We start from the raw sequence: 24,283 nt of genomic DNA on the forward strand, positions 1-24,283 counted from the left end.
TACTCTGAAGTCCTCCAGATACCGGTTGATTACAGCGCAATAGGAAGCTTTAACGTTTAGAATGATGCAAACTGCAGCTTAGCTTTCCCGATAGACCAGCCTGGGGCTGGTCCTTTTTGTCGTTCTTCTACTTTTCTTCCATTTGTTGTTGCCTAAACCTCTTTATGCAAATATGATAGATTCATAGACTCCAAGATCTTACAGATTCCCCACCCAATTAATGATCCTATGAGGAGGAACGGCAAGCAATGTTCAGGACAAGAAGTACGAAACGGGGCTTCATCTTATTAGTCATTATGGTTTTGGTGTTCTCTTCGCTCCAGCTCAGGCCTGCCTTGGCGCAGGAAGACACGGGCGGCAAGCAGCATACGGCCTATACAGGAGAGGGGTACGAGGTAATCTACACGGTTTCCTCTAAGTGGGAAGGCGCCTTTAACGCCGATGTTACGATCAGGAATACAGGCACCCGGACGCTGGAGAACTGGACTCTTGGATTCACCTCCCCCTATGAGATCACGAATATCTGGAATGGACGGGTGGATTCCTACGAGAACGGCCTATATGCCATCAAAAATGCGGGAAGCAATCAGGATATTCCCGTAGGCGGCAGTGAGAGCTTCGGCTTCACAGCTTCCGGTGAAGGAGAATTACAACTGCCCGCAGTGTTTGAGTTGCTGGGCGGGGACCAGATCGTGCCGGCCGGGCAATACGAGCCCAGCTTTAAGGTAACCAGCGACTGGGGCAGCGCTTTTAACGGCGAGATTGCCATTAAGAATCTGTCGCCGTCCACCATTGAGGATTGGACGCTAGAGTTCGATTATGAAGGTCAGCTGGACCGCTTCTGGACGGCTGACATCACCAGTCATACCGGCAATCATTACGTTATACATAATGCGGGCTACAATGCCAACATTCAGCCAGGCGAGACCCTTGTGCTCGGCTTCTCCGGGAGTCCGGGGAATGTGACAAGCGGGCCTTCCGGCTATCAGCTGACACAGATCTCAGCCCGGCAGGAAACCCCTGGGCCGGAGACGGTCTCCGTGCAGCTGGATACGTACGGCCTTCAGCTTCAGACCAGTCCGGAGGGAGACTATTACTTCCTGACCTCCAAGATGGACAGACTGACCGGAACACTGGGAGGGGCATCAAGCGTCACAGCCCTTACCTATCAGATTGAAGACCGAAATAAGGCAGTCCTCCAGCAAGGGACGATCCCTGTAAGTGCGGCGTGGTCTGCGGAAGGAATCGGGCTTGGGATCGGATACAATCAGCTGAAGCTGCGCGCACAAGTTCAAGACGGGACTGAAGTGACCCAAGAGTATATTATCGTGAACTTCGACGAGAGCAATCTGGATAACCTCGGGATTGACCGGGAGAAGGACAGTGATAATGACGGAATCAGCGATTACTATGAGGACCATTATGGCCTCTCCGCTACCAGCAAGGATACCGATGGCGACGGGTTAAGCGACCGGGATGAGCTGCTCGTGCTGAAGCTGAACCCGCTTGAGCCGGATAGCGATAAGAACGGGATTGCTGATGGTGATGAAGACTATGACGCAGACGGATTAACCAACCTGGAGGAACTGCGGCTTGGCACCAGCCTCATAGGCGAAGACAGTGACGGCGACGGTCTTAAGGACGGGGAAGAGGTTCATACGCACAAGACCAGTCCCCTGAAGGCCGATACCGATGGCGACGGACTCTCTGATGGCTGGGAACTCCAGATTGGCAGCGACCCGCTTGTGCCTGAGACGAAGTTCGCAAGAACATTGAAGGCAGAGGTGACCGGCGCCAAGGCCCTTCCAAGTGTGACCGTTGAAGGGATCACGGCGGAGCAGGTAGACAGCTTGTCTGTCCAGCCGGTTCAGGACGGCATTCTTAATGATACAACCATTCCCGGGTATATTGACCAAGGTTATAATTTCTCCATTGACGGAAGCTTTGAGAAGGCAACCATTTCCTTTGAGTTTGATCAGAGCTTATGGAATCAGGCAGACTTTGTGCCGCAGATCTACTATTACAATGAGGAATCGCAGCTGTTCGAGGAGCTGCCGGATCAGCAGGTAACCGGGAATGTGGTCTCGGCAGAGACGGCTCATTTCTCCAGGTACATTCTGCTGAACAAGACGGTATATGAACAGGTCTGGCAGTATAAGTTCCTGTTTGATGAAGGGCAGGAGCATTATTCGGGGATGGATATTGCCTTCGTCATTGATTCCTCGGGCAGTATGTCAGATAATGACCGGAACAATGTGAGAATCAGCGTCACCCGGCAGTTTGTTGATCTGCTGACGGACAGTGACCGCGGGGCTGTGGTTGATTTTGACGACTATGCTACAGTATTATCCGGCTTCACTTCAGACAAGGCGATGCTGAGTCAGGCTGCGGGACGGATTGATGCGTACGGCGGAACGACGCTGAGCAGCGGAATTTCCAGTGCGCTTAATCTGTTCGCAGCCGGCGGGAGAGCAGATGTCCTGAAGTACATTATTATGCTAACTGACGGGGAAGGCTCTTATGACACCGCACTGACCAAGCGGGCTGCCGATCAGGGAATCATCATTTATACGGTGGGCCTGGGCAGCAGTATTTCGACCAGTGTACTGAACAGCATGGCCCAAGGCACCGGCGGCAGCTATTATCACGCCAGCAATGCCAGCCAGTTGTACGGAATTTTCGATACGATTGCCGAGACTTCCGACCTGTACAAGGATACCGACCAGGACGGCATCAGTGATTATCATGAGAAGGAAATGCAGGCCGGAAGATTGCGTGTCGGTACTGGCGGTGCGGCCATCAGGTTGAATTATCTGGATGCCGACAGCGATAACGACGGGCTTAAGGACGGGCAGGAGATCCGCATTACCAAATCCGGCGACAAGGTCTACGCCTATTTGTACTCCAATCCCAATCTGGCCGATACGGACGGTGACGGATTGAACGATGCCGTGGACAGCCGAAGACTGATTTCAGATGTAAGTGAGGCGCTCATCCTTCAATCGAATCACCGGGAAGGCATTCTAAAGACTGCCGCGCCGGGAACCTCTCCTGTCTCCGATGACCTGACGTTCAATGACTACACGTATGGTGAATTGCTTAAGCTGGGTCCGGTATTCTCGGTGGCCAGGATTACGCCCGAGTCCATGATCTGGGGCGAGATGGCCCTTCTGTTCGTTGTCGGCAAGATCGGGGCAACGGATGATATGAAGTTCGTTCTTGGCGATCTGATCTCAACATTCAAATACAGCAAAACCATTAATGAAGGAGCCTCGGTAGCCCTTGGTGACACCTTCGATACCAGCAAATATATCAAGTATCATAACAGCCAGCTGGACAATGCCGTCATCACTGACGCCAGCACCCAGAATTATGTACAATTAATCCGGAATTTCGTGGTGCAGGAGCTGCGCAGCAATCACGGTGATCTGTCCAGACTGAGATTTGACCCGAACGGAAGCCATAATGTGGTGAACAATTACGTGAATCAATTCCCGGCCAGTCCGTATCCGGTATTTACGGAGAAGACCAATCTGGCCTTGTCTCTGGCCATCCACGCCTTCCATGGTCATAATATTACCATTAAGGATTTCAAGAACAACGGAGGTCAGTTCAGCGGCAAGCTGGTGTTCCATTTCTATGACCATTTCGGCCTGGATGCTGACGATGAGATCAATAATCCGGGATTTGTGGACTGGTTCACCCTCCAGCACTACGAACGGTTCAACGGCAAATATGTACCGTTCATTACCACGATTGATTACGAGCTGCCCTTCAGCGGCTCCATGAACTAATTCTAAGTAGGTCAGGCAGGTGAAGCTATTGAGTCGCAGGACACGGGTCCTTCTTGGCATAACCCTTATACTGATGCTTGCAGCGGCAGGCTTCATCATCCGGTATGATCCCTCCAGAGCGCAATACAATCTATTCCAGGAGCACCGCGGGACGTTCGATACTGTGAAGACGGAGACCCTACTGCTGATGGACGGCCTGGATAAGGGGCGCAATATCGGGAATACCTTCATCTATTCCAATAATGGAAATGCGGCTGCCCCTATGTTCTTCGAGGGTACGAACGCAGGCTTGCAAGACAAGATCCGGCAGCTAGCTGCGTTGTCCAAGGATACGCTGAACTTCGTGCGCTACAGCAGGCAGGACGGGAAGGATCTCCTGCGGTTCGTCTTCGACTGGGAAGGGGAGCATGGCCCCACCTATCATATTGTGTATGGCGCAAGTCAGCACATGGTTGAGCAGGCATATGCAGCAGAGCCTGTCCCATACAAGCTGTCCGCATTGACAGAGGGCTGGTATGGGATTGAGATCAAGTAGCGGTGAATTCACCAACTGAACAGCGTGAAACATATAAATTCTTATATTTCAAAAAGGGAGTCCCAGCCATGTAATGGCTGAGACTCCCTTTTCTTTTGCACAAATAAGGTAACCGCTCCGCTCACACCACATATTCGGCCATAATCTGCTCAATGTGGTACGGAGTCACGCCCTGATCCACCGAGAATACGGTATCGGCCTGCTGCGCGGACGCAGCCAGCTCACCGCGGGCCTTGGCGTGAAGCGTGAATAGATCGTACAGATCAGGCTTCCGAAGCGAGGTCATCGCCTTGCCGATAATCACCATCCCCTTCTGGTTAGCCTCCACATTATTAGAATAGAAGGGATCTCTCGTCAGGGACAGGTCTGTCCAGATCACGGTCCGCTCCACCAGATCCAATATCACAGGAATGGCAATTTGGGTATCTGCGGTGACATCTATCTTATTGGACACCGTAGCCGGCTCATAGATTTCACCGGACCGGGGCTTCTTCCGCATCATCCACCCGGTGAAGCACTCCGGCAGATTGCAGTACGGCTGTCCTGTGAAGGAATGGAGCGTAGCCACCACATATCGTCCGCCGTACTCGACCATTGAAGGAATATGCAGGTCGATGAACTCGCTGGCCCCGTAGGGCGCCGTTACAATATCTCCGCTATGGGCTGCCTGATATTGTGCGGAACGCAGATTCGTATACGAGATATGCTCCATGTACTGCCAGTTGTGGTCATACAGCACAGCGGACAGGTCAATATCTACACGGCCTGTAGGTGTACTGTTCACCTCCCCCTCCTTCCACCAGCAGAAGAAACGGATTGTATTCCCTTCGGCCATCGGAATCCGGCTGCCCCGTACAAGCGTATGCAGCGCTTTGCTGGCTGACCGCTGGGAGAACGGCACATGATAATCTTTAAGTCGCTCGTCAATATATACCTTACCCAAGGAGGGCTGCACAGAGAAGCGCGTAATCAGCGTCTGCTCACAGAGGTCCACAATCTCACGGCAGGACCCTTCATCCAGCTCCGGCTGTGTATTCGGGACCGCCCAGGCTTTGGCTATCATCCCTTTGGGAAAAAAGACTCTCAGTTCCTGCCCCTCCCGCTGGCGGGCGAAATGGTTCTTCACCTGCAGCAGCACCGGGGTCGATACCTGATTGGCTACTTCTCCGAAGGCCATCACCACAAACTCCGGCTCCCGGGTCATCCGCAGCAGTTGGGCCAATCTTCGGGCGAATTCACCCGGACGCTGCGCCAGCAGATCCAGTGCCGTCCACATTTGGTGATACTGAAGAGCAAGCTCCACACTTCCGTTAAAGGTCGTGAAGGCTTTGTTGTTGCGCAGGATATCAAAAGCCTCCTCACAGCGCTTATACCGTAGCTTATACTCCGAAGGATGCAGAATCTCGCCAAGGCGAATCCAGCGCTCCTTATATCTCAGCATATCCTCCGTGATCGTCTGACACCGCTCCAGTAGTCCCAGCAGCAGCCGGCGTTCGCGGCGCTTGAACTTGCGAAAGCGGGTAGGCGCCGCCAGACTGACATCGCCTTCCGACCAGGCCACCGCCAGCCGCAGCACATCGGTTGCCGTCTTGAAGTAAGGGCTTATTCGCGCCACATCCGCCTTATCATGCTTAAGCAGCGACGCCGCCACATATCCGGCATTCTCCTTGAACGGAATCTCCGGCGGCAGGAGTTCATCCAGCTCTTCGTTGGCTGTATTCGCAATCACAGCGTCAATGTCCTTCTGATCCTCTGCCGAGATCGAGCCCTTGGCCTCTATCAGCTGGCGGATTAGGGTCCGGAACTCTGTGATGCTCCCCAGGTCAATGGCCTTCAGCTTCACTTCATCCTCAAGGGGCGTTCGCTGCGCAGTCTCAACATCTGGAAGCTCCCAGGTGTAGTAATGGTACATTGCATTGAAATACAGCTCCGCCTCGTCCTCCTGCATCACCTGCTCCGGGAAGCCCGGATACACCGGTGCGTAATTCACATGCGCGCCAATCATCCGTTTCACATCCGCAATCAGCGGATAATACAGATGCTCGAAATCCTCACGGGTCAGCTTCTGGACCGCCCGGAATAAGGCAGGAGACAGAGTATATCCAAGCCCCTGCAGATTACGGAGGGCAGCAGCCAGATACCCTTTTGGGAGCCGCTTAATACCCTCTGTGTCTGGGGTGTGTTTCAGCATGATTTTGCCTGCTCTGCGCAGGTAGATTCGGTTCATTCTCATAGTAAAAGTGTCCAGGAGAGCTGTATCCCTACTTGGTTTCAGTCCATGGGTAGAAGGAAGGAATACAATAGCCTGGACGCCTCCTCTCCGGATAAGCATCATAAGTATACTTCAGGAGAGCTGCGGCCCTAATTCATCCAATTTGAGTAGAAGGAAGGACCGCAATAGCCTGAAGATGATCTCCCGGCCAACGTGCAGCCGTTTGATGGTTCCATCATCGCACACGGTCCGGCAGGCCAACAGGGCGAAAGTATTACGACACAGGGAAAATTTAACTTATTTTTCAGCCCCCGGACCCCTTCATGCCATATATTTTTGTTTTTCCGTATCATGTGTTATCCTCTTTACTGTAAGTTAAATTTTAAAATACTTAGGAGGGATACCTGATGAAGAAGAGGTCTATTCAATATCTGTCTGCTGGAATCGGGTATTCCACTGCTGTTTTTTTCTAGAATCCATTCAGACGGGATAGGTCTGTCCAGAATAGTCTAAAGCGAACAAAAACAGCGAATTTAAAAGGAGACTTACAATCATGAGCCTAAATAACAATGTCATTCAAAGATATAATCCCGAGAATATAGCCCAACCGGTTGGAAGCTACAGCCATGTGACGAAGATCAGCAGAGATGCTGAAATGTATGTCTTTTCCGGCCAAATCGGGATCGATCAGGACAATAATATCCCCGCAGAATTCAACCAGCAAGTGACCAATACGATGGGCAATATTGTTGACATTCTGTCCTCTCAAGGACTAACCCCGGATCATGTGATTAAAATCAACATCTGGGCCACGGAGGAAATCGATTGGGATCATTTCTATTCCATCTGGAATGAAGTGTTCGGCCCTACGCCTCCCTCCATGACGGTTGCTTATATCCAGGGCTTGGGACTGCCTGAGTTGAAGATTGAACTGGATGTTTGGGCGGCTGGTTAGAGCGTAGCGTAATTTAATGCACCCAGAACAAGCCCTAGAAGTATTCTAGAGGCTTGTTTTGGGGTGTCATGGGGACTTCATGGCTTATTAAGGAGGGATTTGCATGAGGAAAAAGATATTCCTGACAAGTGTTGCCTCATTTTTGTTACTTCTACATTTACTCTCACCTATACAGGCCCAAGGCGTTGCAGAAGATGTGGTTTCTTTTGCCAATACAGAGGGTTTGAGTTTAATTAAAGAAGGGTTGTCTAAAGACCCCGAGGGATACGGTTATGCCAATGATACAGAGATTGGTGAAATTACTGTCGGTGAAGGAATGCAGATTCATTTTATTGATGGCGCAAAATTGATGGAAGCCTCTGACAGTCTGCTTGAAACAGTTACTCCTCAGGAATCCTGGGAATTTCTTATTTTGTCGAATGGGGTACCCAAATCCAAGATGGTTATTCAAAAAGATTCAAACGGTTCTTATCAGGTTAACGAGTTCGGGGGAAATCCTGAGACCTTGGCTTATGCCATTCAAGCTCTGCAAACTGAGGGAAATGTGAGCGAGCCTACCCTTATCCGTGAGCGGGACGAATATATCGCTGCTTTCAAAAAAGATAATCAGGAGCTCATTATTGCCCCACAGCAGGCCTCATCAACAGAATCAAAAGGATTAAGCAGCAATTCAGAACCTCAACCACCGGAGCATTTAATAGATGTACTGCAATCCTTACAAAACAATTCCTCAGAGGACGCCAAAGATGGTTCGGGAACTGTTGCTTCTGCATATAATACTGATGATAGTAATCACTTACTAAGACCTATTATGATAAGCGCTCTAATTGCACTAGCAGTCGTGTTCATAATGTGGATCTATCTCAGAAAACGGAAGTCATCCAATCCAATATAAGAAAAACAGGCCGCTTTCCCTCCCCGGAAAGCGGCCTGCTTCATCATCTGCTACCCTATCACTCCCCCTCCCCTTTCTTCGGCGCAGCCCGTTCATACACCACAGGATACGTCTCGCTGCCCAGCAGCATCCGCTTGCCCTGGAACTCGTCATAGATGTTCACCCGCACCGTGGCGCTGGAGAGGGCTTTGTACGCCCGATTGTTCAGGCTAAAGGACAAGCTATCCGTTAACCCGGCACCTGTCACTTCCTCGCCCAAGGAGAGAAGCTTCTCCGAAGTCTGGCCGAACGGATCGATCAGCTCGGCTACCAGCTTATGCTCATTGAGTCCGGCTACGTAGAGTCCGCTGCGGGTTAAGCGGTAGCTTAGCTTCGCCTCGATAGTCTCCCGGTCCTCCGACAGGGTTGCGGTGGACTGGGTCACCGACATGACATAAGGGAACAGCTCCAGCTTCTGAAGAGACGGCTGCGGGGCGGGATTCACAGCGTTAAGAGCCAGGCCTGCGGTATCAATATAAGCAGCCGGCGCTGCCCCGGGTGCCGTCAGCTTGCCTTCGGCGATCCCTTGCCCGAGATAGAGGGTCAGCTCTGAAGCATTGATCTCCGGCGGAAGCTTACTCCAGACGGTGACGAGACTTTTCTCTTGAGGATTCAGGGCTGTCTCCGGCTGGCTGATCACCGCTTCGAAATACTGCTGATCCGGGGTTCTGTAATAGCCTACCAGCTGCGCGGGCTGGGTTCTGCGCAATTCCTCGTTCGTCATCGTCAGCTCCGTATAGATCAGCTTGGAATCTGTTCCCGGGTAGATCCGGGTCTGTCTCTCCAGTACCTCTGCCTTCTTGCCGGTCAGCCCCATCTGGAAGGGTTCCCCGGCAGCCACCGTTCTCAGGGTGTTATCCACTTGGCTGGTGAACAGCGTCAGGAAATTCGCTTTGGTCTCTCCCGAAGGATACTGAAGAATAATCTTCAGCTTCGTGAGATTATAGGCATAGGGAAGGTTCCCTGCGATATACAGCACGGCTGTCTCCCGGGGAGCCAGATGAGTTGCAGAGCCGTCGATCACAAGCTGCGCACTGCCGCTGATGTCCTTATCCCCCGCCTTCAGCAGCGCTGTAAGCGCCGGGAGCTGCACCGTGGTTGCACCTGTATTGCGCAGGCTCACCTTAGTTACTACCTGATCCTGGTCCGACCAGGGCAAACGTTCCACCGCTTCGAGCTTGACTACGAAAGTCCCCAGAGGGTTCTGCACAGGGTATTCCGTAGCCAGCAGATGATCCGGCTGCAAGGAATACGGAATCTGGAAAATCGCTGCCGGGAAGGCAATGCGGTCCGCTTCAGCCGGTTCGGTCATCTGCAGCCGGAGCATACCCTGCTTGAGCTTCAGGGGCAGCTCGGCGCTGAGTTCTACGGTTTGCTCCTCCAGCGGCTTCAAGGTAAGGCCTGCCAGGGCTGTATTGCTGACAGGGTAGCTGTAACCCTCGGCTGTGATTAGACTGAACGGGTATGCCGGCAGCGTCATTGCCTGATTGCCGGTGTTCCGCACACGGAATTTCAGGCTCCACTTCGCCAAATTGTCCTCCGAATACACCGCCGCACTGGCTAACTGGGTCTCAATCGCACTGTTATTAACCTTGAGCCGTTTCACGGCGTTCACAGGTACATTAAAGTTAGGCGATTCCGCCGCAGGCAGCTTATACTCAGCAACCGGCAGCTTTATTTGCAGCGCACTGTCCTCCTGAACGAATTGCAGGGACATATTGCCCAGCTTCGTATAAGAAGGAAGGTCCGCCAGGTAGTAGAGAATTCTTTTCTCCTTGGGCTGGATCGGGGTATCCGCCTTGTCCGCCTTCAGCTCGAACCTAGAGCCTCCCGGCGATACAAGGTATCCCTTCAGGCCCGTATCCTTAAGCACCTTGGCTCCCGAGTTGGTGAAGCTGACTCCAACCCTGGCATATACCTTCCCGTCTATCTTATAGATATGCAGGCTTTCCGCCTTGCCGGTCACCGGCAGCTCTCCCAGGGTCAGCTTCTTGCTCTGGCCTCTGGGGGTCACTGTGGAGTAGGAGCCGGGAATCGCGAATGTTCCCAGCTTCTTCTGGTAATTAGCCTGGCTGAAATCCCAGCCGAATAAGACGATGCGGACTCCGTTTATTTTGGCAGCCTTTCCTGCATTGACGTAGTACGTCACCGGTTGACTGCTGTTAGCCGGAATAGACTTGACCGCAGCACTGCCTGTTACCGGTTTGCCCTGAATTACAGCGCCGCTTGAAGTGGTGACCTTGGAGAAATAATCGATCAGGCTTACATTGCTGCCCGTTCCGTTATAGTAATTCAAGGTGTACGTGAGTATATTCCCGCTCTCCTGAGGCTGAAGCGCTGCGTTCAGGAGCTTTACACTCACGCCGCTTTTCAAGGAGACCGCCCCCAGTCCCTCCAGAGTAGGTAAGGCTGCGGCCGCCGCTGTTCCCGCTGAAGATCCGGCTGCCGCCGCATAAGCTCCGAAAGCAATGGACTGGCTGAGAACGGCCAGACTTAGCATGGCGACAGCATATTTTCTAGTAGTATGATTCATGATTTCTCCTCCCTTAACTTCGCTTAAGCTTGCGGCAGCCGCATCTCGAATCTTGTCCATATCTCGTTACTCTCCACAGACAGGGTTCCCCCATGCTGCTCTACGATGTTCCGCGCAATGAACAGACCCAGACCCGTGCCGCCATCCTGATGCGTCCGCGCCCGGTCCCCGGAATAATACATCTCGAAGATATGCGCCTGCTCCTCCGGCGGAATGGGATTCCCGTAATTGATCACCTCAACCGCTACTGCACCTGAATCAGGACGGCTGTTGATATCCACATATACGCCTTCCTGCCCGTAACGGGCGGCATTGGTCAGCAGATTCCCTAAGACCCGTACCAGCAGATCCCCATCCCCATAGACGCTTAAGCCTGGGGTAATCTTCAGCCGTGAGGTGAGGCCGTTCCGCTCAAATACCGGGTATAGCTCCTCGTTCAATTGCCGGAGCAGCTCGCCGATATCCAATTGCGTTTTTACCATTGGCAGTGTGCCATAGTTCATCTTGGTAATCTCGAACAGTCCGTCAATCAGCTTCTCCAGCCGCTGGGATTTGGTGAAGGCAATGGTGGCGTAGTGTCTGATCGTCTCCATCGGCAGCTTCTCCTCTTTAAGGATCAGATCCAGATAGCCAAGCACAGAGGTGAGCGGCGTACGCAGATCATGGGCCAGATTGACGACCAGCTGATCCTTGCTGCTCTCGGCGAAATCGCCCCGCTGCACCGCTGCCAGCAGCTTAGCCCCTGCCGCATTCAGATCCTCGGCAATCGCGCTGAACTCATCCCTTGAAGCAATCTTCACCTGATTCTGAAATTCCCCGTTCGCCAGATGATGAATCCCGCTGGAGATCTCGTTAAGATAACGGATATAAGGCTTGGTGAACTTGAAAAAGAAGATCAGCATGAGCGGAATGAACAGCATCAGCGATACGTTGAAGTCCCCGAGCCTGTAGATGAACCGGCGCACCTCTGCTTCCGGGTCCTCCATCTTCACCCCGGAGTAGTAGAGCTGAAGCAGCTTGAAGATTCCATAGGTCAGACCGGCTGAGAGCAGCATGCTTACCCCCAGTAATTGGACTAATCTGGCCCGGAAGCCCCGGGCCCGCTTATTCATTGAACGTGTACCCGACGCCCCAGATGGTTCGGATGAACCGGTCCTTGTTCTGGTCCTCGCCCAGCTTCCTGCGGAGGGTACGGATATGCACCATCACGGTATTGCCGGATTCGTAGTACGCTTCGCCCCATACCTGCTGAAAAATATTCTCCGCACTAAACACCTGCTTGGAATGGCTGGCCAGCAGATAGAGGATATCGAATTCCTTGGGCGTGAGGTCAATGGCCTTCCCGTATAGCGTAACTGTATGCCGTTCAAGGGATATAATAAGCCCGCCCGACTCCAGCACCGGGGCCTGATGGGCAGCCGGAGGCTGGCTGAACTGCAGAGAACGCCGCAGCTGGGAATTGACACGGGCCAGCAGCTCCATAGGGTTGAAGGGCTTAATCATATAATCATCCGCTCCCATCACAAGGCCGGTAATCTTATCGAAATCTGAAGTCTTGGCGCTTAAAAAGATAATCGGCAGGTTATGCTTCACCCGGACCTGGCGGGTAACCTCGTACCCGTCCAGCTCTGGCATCATAATATCCAGGATCGCCAGATCAACGGGCTGTGACTGAATCGCCTGCACCGCTGCCCGGCCGTCAGGCACCTTGATACAGTGATACCCTTCCTTCTGCAGATGCAGGGCAATCAGGTCGGCAATCTCCTTCTCATCCTCTGCGATTAGAATCGTGGTTCGCTTCATACAGGGACCTCCCAGGCCTTGACCTATTCGTTAAGGTACGTAGTCGCCTTGTTCTGAATCAGCTTGGCGACATCCTCTGCCGTCTTCTGTCCGCTGAAGAACGCGCCTGCTTCCTCACCGATGATGTTCAGAATCTTCACATCCATCATGGCGAAGTTATCCGCTGTATCCATCATGTCCTGGAACACCTTGAATTGTCCCTCAGGAACATTTGCAAGCTTGCCGTCCGGGAGCTTATACGTCCCGCTCTTCACCTGCTGCTGAAGCTCACTGAACTGCTTGTCATTAAGCGACCGGAGCAGGGAGAAGCCTTCTCTGCTCTGAAGGGATTGAACTTCATCAGAGAGCAGGAATTCCATGAATGTCCAGGCTTGTTCGGCAACCGGCGATTTGGCCTGTATCGCAAATGTATAGTTCGGAATAATTCTCATGGCCCCGGAGTTTCCGCTATGCGGCTTATACAGCAGCTTCGGATTGGCGAAATTGGTATACGGAACGTTGATGAAATCCGCCGGGCCCTGTATAACGGCAGAATAGAACAATTGATTCTCGGTCTCCACCGGTTCTGTGGTCATCAGCTTCTCTTGATACATCTCGTTAATCTCCCGCATCATAAATATGAAGGCAGGGGAATCAAACTTGGCCTTGCGCGCAGCTACGTCTACGAACTGGTTATAGCCGTCGACCACCATCTCCTGAAGCAGCATATCCGGCGGATTATTCGGAAGCGCGTAGCGGTGTGCGGACCCCGCCTGCTGCCCGGACGCAATCAGCGATTTGGAGATTTTCTGCCATTCCTGCCAAGTCCAGCTCTTATCGTCGATCTCTGCTTGCTTAAGTGCATCCCCGTCTCCAAGGAATGCTCTCAGGCTGAACCCGGACGGAATGATATAGGTGCCCCCGTTCACCTTCAGCGCATTCAGCACATTCATTTGCAGGTCCTCCTGCTTCAGCGTCTTCGACTGCTTGAGGTAATCATCCATATTAAGGAGTAGCTTCTTACTCACGTAATCACTGGCGGGCAGACTGCCCGTTTCATAAATATCGGCTCCTTTGCCTGAGAGCAATGCCGTACCGGCGGTTTTCTGATACTTCTCATAATCCGGCCCCTCCATCTGCTCGCTGATCCCCTTATACGCCTGAATCTGCAAATCGATATCCGGATAAGCCTGTTCAAACTTCTGCTCTACCGCACGGTAGAACTCACTATCCTGCTGGACCGATAACGTAAGAACCGTCTTTCCTCCTGTGCTCGGAGCTTCTGCACTGTTCCCTGAACTACACGCTGACATTAGCGTTGTAAAAGCAAGGCTCAGCCCCAGCCAGCCCATTTTGTTAATCATCTTCATCTTTTCACTACCTCCAAGTAATTGTTCGTATAGTAGGCCGTACTCCTAAGACTATTGCAGACGGACGCGGTTCCCGTCCTGCAAGGGCTCACTGCTCTCCAGAATAATCATCTCATCCCCATACAGGTTATCCGTCTGAATCATGCTGTCCGGACCATTCGTGATACTGGAGCGGATCTGAACCTCGCGGGCGACAAACGTATTGCCTAGTGCACCCCTCTGCTCCTCGATGGTATAGACGAAGCTTCTCCCGCCCGTCTGATGGATGGCCTTAGTCGGGACCACCACACCCTCCTGAAGGGATGGCTTCTTCAGCTGGAACTGAACCTGCTCACCCCCCTGAAGCGAACCGTCGTTCATTACAATGAAGACCGTCTTCTGTGCGATATCCTCCGCCCCGCTGGTATCCTCACCGGCAGAACTTCCGGCACGTGCCTGAGCGCTCTTGATCTCTGCAATCTTTCCCGTCAATATCCGGGCCGATGGCCCCTCAGCAGATTGAACCTCCACCTCAAGCTTCTCCCCTACGGTAATTCCAAGGCTGGATAATAGCCCCGCGTCCGCAGTGAAATCGAATTGGAACCCCTCGCGGCTGCTGGACAGCACCACATCCGGCTGGCCCGGTGACAGTATCCCCGGAAGGGCATTCAACCGGGTTACAATCCCGTCGAAGGGTGCCTTCAGCTGCTGCTCCGCAGTTAACCGGTCTCTCATCTCCGCAATTTTACGCGCCTGTCTGGCCTGATCCTGCTTGCCTGCTTCAATCTCGCGCCGGGCCTTGCGAATCTGGAGCTCATCCCCTTCTGCATACGTCTGAATGAACTGATCCTGCAAGGTCTGCTGCCCGAGCTTTTGCTTATCCAACAGCGCGATTTCTTCCTGCAGCCCAGCTTCGGCAGACTGGCTGTCATAGAGGATCAGTCTCTGCCCCTTCTTCACCCGCTCTCCCTCCTGCACAAGCACCTCCCGGGGCTTCCAGCCGTTATCATTCTGGAGCTTCACTTCCTTCACTGGCCGCAGCATCCCGCTGCCCTCCAGCGTGAATTCAAGGCTCTTGCTCTGCGGCGTGACCGTCGTCACCTTGGGCAGGGTCAACGACTGCAGCGTATTGCTGAAGAAGGTGAAGAAGAGTAACACGCCCAGTAGCAGCAGGGAGGCTATTTTAATGTTTTTTTTACGCCTGCGGTCTGCGGGTATTGCTGTCATCTCCATTTCCCCGCTCTCCTCCTATCCTCATAAGTCACTCACATACGAACCTAGCCCTTAATCCCGGATAACTGGATGCCTTCAATGAAATACGTCTCCGCATACAGGAAGAGCAGCACCATCGGGGCCATGTAAATTACAGAAGCAGCAAACGCCAGCCCCTTCTCACTGCTGACATTCGATAAGTAGACGGACAAGGGCTGACGCAGCGGATCATCCAGGAAAATCAGCGGCTGCTCCACCATATTCCAGTAATCGGCGAATAAGAGAATCGTAAGCGCGGCCAGACCCGGCTGAACCATGGGAACAATAAGGGTAGCAAAAATCCGTAAATGTCCGGCTCCATCCATCTTGGCCGCTTCGATATAGGCATACGGAATATCCAGCATGAACTGCCTGAGCATGAACACACCGAAGGCTGCAAAAATACCAGGCAAGATAATGGCTCCCGGGCTATTCAGCAGCCCCAGCCGGTCGGCCATGATGTAGTTGGGCACCAGGGTTACCTGAAAGGGCATCAGCATCGTCAGGACATAGACCAGAAACAGGAGCTCCCGGCCCCGGAATCTTAGCTTGGAGAATGCGTAAGCAGCCAGCGCAGCTATTACCGTCTGTCCGGCAATGATGGGCACCACCAGGAACACCGAATTCCAGAACATCGACAGGTACACCGGGCTCTCCAGCAGCACTTTGCCGTATTGCTCCAGGGAGACCTGATCGGGCAGCCATTTCAGATTGGCGAACGGATCGCTCCTGCCCTCTATGACCGTGTTCATTTGTCCGACGGGGCCGTAATTGATCTCAATCTCGCGGCTGCTCATGAACGAATTGATAAGCGTGACCCCAATCGGGAACAGCATCAGCAGGGCGACCACTCCCATAATGACGGTTAATATTAACTTGGGTAAGACTTTATCAACTCGCACTACCTCTCCACCTCTATTCCATATTTCGACGGTACCGGCGTTCCATGGCGAACAGCCCGAGAACAAGGATCAGAATGCCGCCGACCATCAGGGTAGATGCCGCTGTCATCTTCGGGAGGTCCAGGGACAGGAACATATTGTTCATAAAATGCTGCAGCATATAGATACTGTCATGCGGATATGGCCCGGCCAGCAGAAACGTCTCCCGGAATACCTTGAAGGAGTTAATGACCGACATCATGACCACAAAAAACATCGTAGAGGTTAAGTAGACCAGCGTGATGCTCCGGAACTGCCTGAAACGGCCGGCCCCTTCAATTTGGGCGGTTTCATAGTAATCCTTCGGGATCTGCTGCAGTGCGGCCAGGAACAGGATCACGTTGTACCCGATGTTTTTCCACACATACATCATCATAATTACATTCCGCGCGGCCTCCGTCTTCATCCAGTCCACCCGGGCCAGGCCGAAGCCGCTCAGCCACGCATTCAGCGCCCCGTTCCAGTCGAACAGGATCTGCCAGACCAGGATGATGGAGGCGACAGGAACGACCAGCGGAAGAACGTAAGCAGTCCTGAGCCATTTCTGAAAATACAGCTTCTTATGGAGCAGCAGCGCTAACCCGAGCGACAGCACAATCAGCAGCGGAACACTCACTATACTGAAGTAGAAGGTGTTATAGGCTGCCTTCCGAAAGGAATCGCCCGCGATCAGCTCCCGGTAGTGATGCAGACCCACATACTGCCCGTCCACCGCACGGTCCATGAAGGAATAGAACACACCCATGCCAAACGGAATCAGATAAAACAAGGCAAACCCGATGAGACTGGGTGCCAGAAATAACCAAGCAGCCGATGAATCCCTACGGGCCCAATTCTTCAAGTTGCTCCCTCCCTGTACTCAAGAATAGGCGCAACTATTTAAGAACAAGTCGGGTAAAGATTAAAAGTTTCTTAAATTCTCTCCACAAAAAAAGCCGCGGACGGATGTATTATCCATTCGCAGCTCTTGCAAGGCACCGCATACTTTACTTCAGGTCGGCAATCTCCATGATTTTATCCCTGAACCGGTACGTCACACTAACATTCTCGATAATTGCTGTGTCGTTGTAGGCCAGAGAACCCTCGAACGCTAACGTATTGTTGTCCTTCCATGCCAACCGGTCGGCATAGCTGTAATTCTCATGATCCGGGCGGGCCCAGAGCTCCAGCTTCTGCTGTGCACCAAGCTTTATTCTGGCCGATTCAACTAGCTCCGGGCTGTTCATGCCCTCCTCCACATTCATGATCTGCACGAATTCACTTTTATTCGAGCGGGTCACCACCGCAAGCAGCTTGCGGTCCGGGGACGGGAGGATTTCCTTAATGTACATGGAAGGGGCGGCGAAGCTGAAATACGGTTCAAGCACATCATCTTGTATGCGCCAGAGTACATTCTGGGTGCCGTAATCGGAGTAATTGTTGAATAAGGTGAATATGATACTCCCGTCAGCCATTTTGTGGAGATGGGGACTCTGGTAGCTTTTCGACAGGATATCCGTGGCAAAAGCAGCCGACTCCGCGATCTTCGCGGAATCACTGGTCAAGAAGGGCCGCAGCTTCTGCAGCGCCAGCTCCCGCGCCTTGGGATCGTTGAAGCTCTCCACCAGCCGGTTCACCGCAATATATACCTTATCATCGTTGCCGCTGGCTAACGCCTTCAAGAATTTGCCGGCCTCATACTGCGCACGGGGGGCCAGCTCCATATCCTCCGCTGTCAGATAACGGATATAAGGCTCCTCCGTTTTATTTCTGGTGTATTCTGTGGCGAGCAGCACTGTAGAAGTTGAGCTGTACACGACCAGACAGGCGACTACGGCGATCCATCTTTTGGAGAACCTGTGTCTGCTGCCCCTGCCCCTTACTCCGCTGTGTTCAGCCGCCGCAATCAGCTCCTCGTCAATCTGCCCGATCTCCTTATACAAGTCCTCCCGCTTCATAGGTGAACGCCTCCCTGGTCTAAATGAACTCTAAGCTTGTTCCGGGTCCTGAATAGGCTCGACTTCACCTTACTGCTGCTCATACCGAACCTGCCGGCGAGGGATTCTATTGAATCCGCATACCAATATCGCCTGATGAATAAATTTCGTGTCCCCTCCTCCAGCCCGTACAGGAATTCATTGATCAACAGGGCGGTTTCACCTGCGGCATGCTCCGTTTCTACCGTCTCCGCCGCAGGCAGGCAATCCTCCAGCTCCTCCAGAATCACCTCGAACTGGCGGCTCCGCTTCTTGGCCGTATTATAACCATGCTTATCCAGTGCAATATTACGGATGATCCGCCCCAGGAATACGGACAGCCTTCTCGGCTGGTTAGGCGGAATAGCGTTCCATGCGGCCAGATAGGTGTCGTTCTCACACTCTTCGATATCGGAGGGGCTCGCGATAATGTTCCTGGCGATCGCCCGGCAATAAGCGCCGTATTTGGTGCGCGTCTCCGTGATGGCCTGCTGCGAGCGCTGCAAGTATAGCTGAATGATTCCCTGATCTTCCATCTGCTGTTTCTCCTTTAGCATCCTCTTATCTATATAGTAGAGAATTCCGGGGGCCGGTTGCACTTATACGCTAATCTTTTTTTATACAAAAAAATCCCGGCACATAAGCATATCACTGCTTACACACCGGGATAGAGATATCAATCTATAGGTTAACCGAGGACCGGCGGGTCCTGCTCATCCGTGCTGTCATCCTCCATGTCTGCCGGTTTTAGAATTACACTAACGTCTACAATCAGGGTATCCGTCAGCTCCGTGTCGGCCCAGGCTGTGCCGTCCCATATTTGCTTGCGGTAGATGACGGTTATCTTGTAATCACCTTCAGCAGACGGAACATAGGCCGCCTGATACACATCATCGGTTACGGTGAAGACGCCTGCCATTCCTTCCTCCGTGGAGCTCCAGGCTTCCGGATAATAACGTTCATCTCCGGGGGCAGCAGGTGCTACGTTCTGGTTATGGCCTTCAGCCGTCAGGGTGATGGTCTCCCCTGCAAAAGGACTGCCCGGGCTAACGCTAAGCCGGTTGCCTTCAGGCGTAACCGCTTCATACACATCGAGGGTTACCGTCTTAAGCGCACTTGCAGTCACCTTCTGTATGCCGGTAACGCGGGCATTATCGAACACCGCATTCTGGGAGGTTGTTCTGAAGCCGATTTTCCCTGCAGTTAATTCCGTTTGCGGGTTCGTCCACTCAAGCTTTAACTGGCCGTCCACAAAGCCTAGAATTCTGTTCCCTTTGATGACCGCCTTCAGGGTATACCACTGGCCCGCAGCCGCATCAGCGAAGAGAGTACTGGACACGGGGGTCAGCGTTCCGTTTACCGCCTTGAACAGCTCCAGCTTCTTATCGTTGACGTTGAGCCGGTACATATAATAGTTATTGGCATCCTGCACCCGGAAGAGAATGCCGGCATTGGCATTCGTGATGGGAACCTTCACTTTGGCTTCCATAGCAATATCTTGCCATGAATCCCCGGCTGTAATGAGCGCAGTTGAATTCCCCTTCGTCTGGATCAGGGCTTTAGTACTGCCGTCTGTAGCTACACTCCAGGTTCCGCTGGCAGCCGTCCAGCCCGTCGTATTCCCATCCTCAAAGTTATCCGTGAACCGGACAGAATTAGGATTCGCATCAATCGGAGTCTCGTCCACATCTGTAACCTGAATCGTGAAGCTCTTCTCCAGAGACAAGCCGTTTGCATCTATGCTCTTCACCCGGATGCTGTAGCTGCTCTTCGCTTCATAATCCGGCATGGTGCGGAGAATCAGCCGCTCTCCCTGCGGGGCAATGGAGAAGCTGCTGTTATCGGCGTCGCCTTGCCCGGGGACCAGCGCATAAGTAAAGGTCTGCCCCGCATCCGGGTGGGCTGTAGTGAAGGTACCCACTAGACCGCCTGGTGTGGTCAGCTCCGGCACCTGGGTAGCGCTGAGAGTGATATCAGTGGGCGGATTGTGAATGGCAGTCACCTTGGCATCGTCATACCAGACCCCGGCTGAAGTGGTGCGGAAGCCGATTCCGCCCGCGGTTAATTCATTGACCGGATTGGTCCATGTGGTCTTCAGCACTCCATCCACATACCCTTTGATGGTATTGCCCTGGACCGTCGCCTTAAGCGTATACCATTGGTTCTGGACCGGCACGAACGAGGTGTTCGAGACCTTCGTCAACGTTCCGGCTACAGCCTTGTAGAGTTGCAGCTGGCTTGTGCTGGCATCGATCCGGTACATATAGAAGTTGTTCTGATCCTGCACCCGGAAGACAATACCTGCGTTCTCGCTTCCATTAATGAGAGGCAGTCTGGCTCTGGCTTCATACGTGTAATCTGTCCAGGATGAACCGGCTTTGGCGGTAATCAGCGCCGTCGTGGTCTGGCTGGTGGACAGCACCCGGTTCCCTGTTCGATCGGTTACCGCCCAACTGCTGGCGCCTGAAGCCACGGTCCAATCCGGGAGCAGCCCGGAGGTGAAGTGATCGCTGAACCAGGCCTGATCCGTATTCGCGAAGACGACTCCGCTTACATTCTCATTCTTGATGCTCACCTTCAGGTCACTGAGATTCTTCGCCAGCGTTCCTTTGACCACCACATTTTCAAAAGTTACCCCGTTCACCATCCCGCCTCTGGTGGGATTGCCCTGAATAGGAGAATCTCCCCCCGTCTCGCGGACATTGATGTTCCGGAGAATAACATTGCTTACATCCCCTGCTGTACTGGTGGAGACCCGCAGCCAGTAATTGCCGAACTGGTTGATCCCCACCCGTTCAATATCAATATTCTCGAAGGTCACATCCTGGGCCCAGCCTTCAACCGGGAGCGGATTCTCTGTATAAGCATGGTCCACCAGCAGCGCCCGTGCACTTTGATAGACGTAGGAATTGCGGATGGTTACGCCAATCTGCGGCGTGCAGATGCCCATGCCCAGCTTGAAGGCAGCGCAGCGGGTCCAGGCGAAGCAGTCCTCGAACACCACATTCTCCAGATGCTCGATGGCACCCGGCCAGTCCTTGGACATACCTTTCTGCGGCCAGGTCTTGGTGGAGAAGGTATCGTCATCCGAGATGGCAAGGGCGTGCTTCACCAGCACGTTCTGGCTCTCGTTAATATCGATCGCATCATCTTCAAGCGTAAATAAATCCTGGTATCCCTTATAGTTGGTGATGGTTACGTTATCGGAGCGTACCACCAGGAACGCCCAGAAGCCCCCATCTCGCAGCGTTAACCCGTCGAACTTGAAGTTGCTGGTGGCCATCGGCACCACCAGGTTATTGATGAACCCCTCTCCCTGCTTATGGGTTGCAGGCGGGTTGGTCATCTTGCGTTTGCGCATCTCTATCCCTTTGCCGTCGATCGTTCCGCGTCCCCGCATGGTGATATTCACGGAATTGGTGGCGGTACGGATAAAATAAGTTCCATCCGAGATCGAATCCTTGCGGAAGTCATTCCGGTAGTCCTCGCCCCGGCCTGTGCCGACAATGACGGCTCCTCCGGCCAGGTAGAACGTAACATTGCTTTTCAGAGTCAGATTGCTGCTCTTGTACACGCCTGCCGGAATATACACAATGCCGCCTCCGGCCTGATTGGCCGCATCAATCGCCTGCTGGATGGCGCCCGAGGTGATCGTTGCCCCCGTCTTGTCTGCGTTGTACGGTGCAGCGGTCACATTGTAGATTCCCGGGCCGGAGGACGCGGGGATGTCTGTCTCCAGCGGATCGGCGGCGATCACGAGTCTTTTGCGGCGCTTGTCCGGGTCCTTCTCATTCGGGTCTTCGTTCGCAGGTGCATTAATATCCACGATCACATAGGTAGAGGCCGACAGGGTGAAGGTCAGCTTGTTGCCGTTGACCGTTCCCGTGATGTTCTTAGCCAGCGGACTGATGGAATAGGAGGTGATTGGCTTGTCTGCCGTAACCTCCAGGCTGATTGTTCCGTCAAAGGAGAACTGGGCATAGTCATAATCGGGCAAATACTTGACGACAGGGACTGCCTCATTGTTCACCTTCAACGAATAGACAGAAGACGGAGTATAGATAGACGGCATCGGGTAATTCTGGATGGTTGCAGGCCCAGCGGCAGCGACCTGCGGCACCGGTTCCATTCCCGGTTCCGGTTCAGCCGCACCGGCGGTCTGTGGCGGGATGAACCCCGTGAATGCGACGGCAAGCACCAGCAGCAATCTCATTACTTTGCGAGTAAGCATAAATACCTCCTCCAGATCGATTTGGCTCCAGGCAACCGCTTTCAATTTCCGGCAGAATACATAGAGTCATTCCCTACTATAATCCCGGGCCAAAAAGAAAGGAGGGTGGCAAACCCACTCTCCAGGGACACAATTATACTGTTCTGCACCATCTGTTAATCTTAGATGTAATGCATTATTAGATGAAGGCCGCAAATCCAGATATTTGGAAGCTTCTATACCTTTCTATTACCCTGCCTCTTCGGGTATGACCCGTTGCGTCCGATCTCCGAGATAATCTGGAACAACCCTGACTTAAGAGATAAGTAAGAATTGCGTAATGAACAAGAAAGTTCCGGTGGTTATACTTTTAACTAAGAAACAGCGAAAGGGTGAAACGAATGACTTTCCTGGAATTGTGTACGTTAGTCGTCAATTTTGGCTTATTAGGTTGGGTGATCGGGAAGAAGAGAAAGGCGAATGCTTCATGGCGGCAAGAATGGCCCGCAGGTGCAGCTCTGATAGTTACGCTTGCTCATTTGGGGATTGACGGGGCCAGGTGGCAGATGATTCCCGGTTACGCCGCGCCTATATTTATAGGGCTCTATATGGTTTACCGAAGGAACAAGACCGGCAGAAGAAAATGGTGGGTCGTCGTACCGAGTTTTGTGGTCCTTACGATTTATGCGGTCGTTTCCTTCTTTCTTCCTGCGGTGATGCCGATCTTTCAATTCGCTAAACCGACCGGCTCTTATTCCATCGGAACCCGTGTCATTCATCTGCAGGACGCGGGCAAGGAGCTTATGGTTCAAAGCTGGTATCCTTCGGAGGTGGGAAGCTCCGATAAACGAACAGCTTATATTCAAGATGTTCCTGAGGTGACGACAGCCCTGTCAAAAATGTTGGGGTTTCCGGGGGGCACTTTCCGGCACTTGGCGCACATTCGAACACATGCTTATTGGGAAACCAAGCTGTCATCCTCGGAGCCCTCTTATCCGGTTCTTATCTTCTCGCATGGCTTGGGCGGAGTTCGGAATCAGAACACGTTTCAAATGGAGGAATTGGCGAGTCACGGCTATATCGTCTTGAGCATCGATTATCCCACATATGCCGCGGCAACGGTTTTTCCGGACGGCCGTGTCGTTCGAGACGAGCATCAGAACCTCGTCGGGGCAGAAACAGCCGAACAGGATCGGCATATGAATGACTGGGCGACGGAAGCGACGTTCGTCTTGGATCAGCTCGATAAACTCAATGGCAGTGAGTGGTTCCAGCACAAAATGGATCTGCAGCGTATTGGTATGCTTGGACACTCATATGGCGGGTCCACATCGGTATACATGCTGCAAAATGATGCGCGTGTCAAAGCCGCCTTGAATATGGACGGAGGAATTTTTGGTTTACCGGTTGATTTCAAACTGCTTCATAAACCGTTGTTCATGATGGCTGCGGATGCCTCGCTTGATGTAGAAGCTTTCAACAAATCCTTGGATTCCTATACCGAAGACGAAGTATTGAAACAGTCTGGAAAACCAAAAGCCTGGCATAAAGCCAATATGGATGATCTGATGGCTCGAAGGGAAAGAATGCTGGCAGCTGGCGCGTTAGCGCTCGTTTTACCAAACAGCTCCCACCTCACCTTTTCCGATTTGCCACTTTATGCGCCCCTGCTTTTTGCGCCGAAAGGGGACCTTAAAAGAAAGCACGTGATCATTAACAAGTATACGGTCGCCTTCTTCGATTATTATCTTAAAGGAGATAAGACAAGCTTCTCGCGAATTGAGAGCTATCCTAACGTTCAATTTCACGGTCTGTGATCGGTCCATGTTATA

General features: G+C 52.7%; 16 protein-coding genes. 5 read left to right on the plus strand and 11 right to left on the minus strand.

All coding sequences use genetic code 11. The features are described from left to right. The first annotated feature begins 248 nt into the window (after window positions 1–248). Both NSS83_RS18610 and NSS83_RS18615 read left to right on the plus strand, forming a co-directional pair. The gene (locus tag NSS83_RS18610; protein ID WP_341183353.1) at window positions 249–3,794 is read left to right on the plus strand and encodes a DUF3289 family protein; all 3,546 of its coding nucleotides are present in this window, start codon (window positions 249–251) and stop codon (window positions 3,792–3,794) included. A 28-nt stretch (window positions 3,795–3,822) separates the two neighbouring features. Then, a complete protein-coding gene (locus NSS83_RS18615) occupies window positions 3,823–4,329 on the plus strand; it encodes a hypothetical protein (RefSeq protein WP_341183352.1) in 507 nt (168 codons plus the stop codon). Between the two features lie 121 nt (window positions 4,330–4,450). On the opposite strand, the gene NSS83_RS18620 is transcribed toward NSS83_RS18615, so the two are convergent. Beyond that, window positions 4,451–6,562, minus strand: a complete 2,112-nt coding sequence (locus NSS83_RS18620) for a TerD family protein (protein ID WP_341183351.1) — start codon at window positions 6,560–6,562, stop codon at window positions 4,451–4,453. Between the two features lie 532 nt (window positions 6,563–7,094). Between NSS83_RS18620 and NSS83_RS18625 the strand changes: the two genes are divergently transcribed. After that, window positions 7,095–7,496 (plus strand): Rid family hydrolase, encoded by a 402-nt coding sequence (locus NSS83_RS18625; RefSeq protein WP_341346233.1) that lies wholly within the window; start codon window positions 7,095–7,097, stop codon window positions 7,494–7,496. A 103-nt stretch (window positions 7,497–7,599) separates the two neighbouring features. Continuing rightward, a complete protein-coding gene (locus NSS83_RS18630) occupies window positions 7,600–8,391 on the plus strand; it encodes a hypothetical protein (RefSeq protein ID WP_341183349.1) in 792 nt (263 codons plus the stop codon). A 58-nt stretch (window positions 8,392–8,449) separates the two neighbouring features. Here the strand turns inward: NSS83_RS18630 and NSS83_RS18635 are convergent, their stop codons facing one another. The 10 genes from NSS83_RS18635 to NSS83_RS18680 form a co-directional block, all read right to left on the minus strand. Then, window positions 8,450–10,963, minus strand: a complete 2,514-nt coding sequence (locus NSS83_RS18635; RefSeq protein ID WP_341346234.1) for a hypothetical protein — start codon at window positions 10,961–10,963, stop codon at window positions 8,450–8,452. Window positions 10,964–10,986: 23 nt separating this feature from the next. Further along, a complete protein-coding gene (locus tag NSS83_RS18640; protein ID WP_341346235.1) occupies window positions 10,987–12,075 on the minus strand; it encodes a HAMP domain-containing sensor histidine kinase in 1,089 nt (362 codons plus the stop codon). Continuing rightward, the gene (locus tag NSS83_RS18645) at window positions 12,068–12,766 is read right to left on the minus strand and encodes a response regulator transcription factor (RefSeq protein ID WP_341346236.1); all 699 of its coding nucleotides are present in this window, start codon (window positions 12,764–12,766) and stop codon (window positions 12,068–12,070) included. The genes NSS83_RS18640 and NSS83_RS18645 overlap by 8 nt, the downstream gene beginning before the upstream one ends. A 23-nt stretch (window positions 12,767–12,789) precedes the next feature. Next, complete coding sequence (locus NSS83_RS18650; protein ID WP_341346237.1) at window positions 12,790–14,115, minus strand: extracellular solute-binding protein; 1,326 nt, start codon at window positions 14,113–14,115, stop codon at window positions 12,790–12,792. Window positions 14,116–14,166: 51 nt separating this feature from the next. Further along, window positions 14,167–15,327: an RND transporter gene (locus NSS83_RS18655; RefSeq protein ID WP_341346238.1), complete on the minus strand. Its 1,161-nt coding sequence runs from the start codon at window positions 15,325–15,327 to the stop codon at window positions 14,167–14,169. Window positions 15,328–15,371: 44 nt separating this feature from the next. Next, window positions 15,372–16,247, minus strand: a complete 876-nt coding sequence (locus tag NSS83_RS18660) for a carbohydrate ABC transporter permease (protein ID WP_341346239.1) — start codon at window positions 16,245–16,247, stop codon at window positions 15,372–15,374. Between the two features lie 13 nt (window positions 16,248–16,260). Further along, a complete protein-coding gene (locus NSS83_RS18665) occupies window positions 16,261–17,127 on the minus strand; it encodes a sugar ABC transporter permease (protein ID WP_341183342.1) in 867 nt (288 codons plus the stop codon). Window positions 17,128–17,272: 145 nt separating this feature from the next. Continuing rightward, entirely contained in the window at window positions 17,273–18,223 is a 951-nt protein-coding gene (locus NSS83_RS18670; RefSeq protein WP_341346240.1) for a hypothetical protein, read from the minus strand. Beyond that, window positions 18,220–18,777, minus strand: coding sequence for a sigma-70 family RNA polymerase sigma factor (locus tag NSS83_RS18675; protein WP_341346241.1), 558 nt, complete (start codon window positions 18,775–18,777; stop codon window positions 18,220–18,222). The genes NSS83_RS18670 and NSS83_RS18675 overlap by 4 nt, the downstream gene beginning before the upstream one ends. A gap of 152 nt (window positions 18,778–18,929) precedes the next feature. Continuing rightward, window positions 18,930–22,472, minus strand: a complete 3,543-nt coding sequence (locus NSS83_RS18680) for a family 16 glycoside hydrolase (RefSeq protein WP_341346242.1) — start codon at window positions 22,470–22,472, stop codon at window positions 18,930–18,932. A 380-nt stretch (window positions 22,473–22,852) separates the two neighbouring features. Between NSS83_RS18680 and NSS83_RS18685 the strand changes: the two genes are divergently transcribed. Beyond that, window positions 22,853–24,268 (plus strand): alpha/beta fold hydrolase, encoded by a 1,416-nt coding sequence (locus NSS83_RS18685; protein WP_341183338.1) that lies wholly within the window; start codon window positions 22,853–22,855, stop codon window positions 24,266–24,268. Window positions 24,269–24,283: the final 15 nt, after the last annotated feature.

Origin of the sequence: Paenibacillus sp. FSL H3-0469 (genome assembly GCF_038051945.1) — a bacterium.
Taxonomy (GTDB): domain Bacteria; phylum Bacillota; class Bacilli; order Paenibacillales; family Paenibacillaceae; genus Paenibacillus_AQ.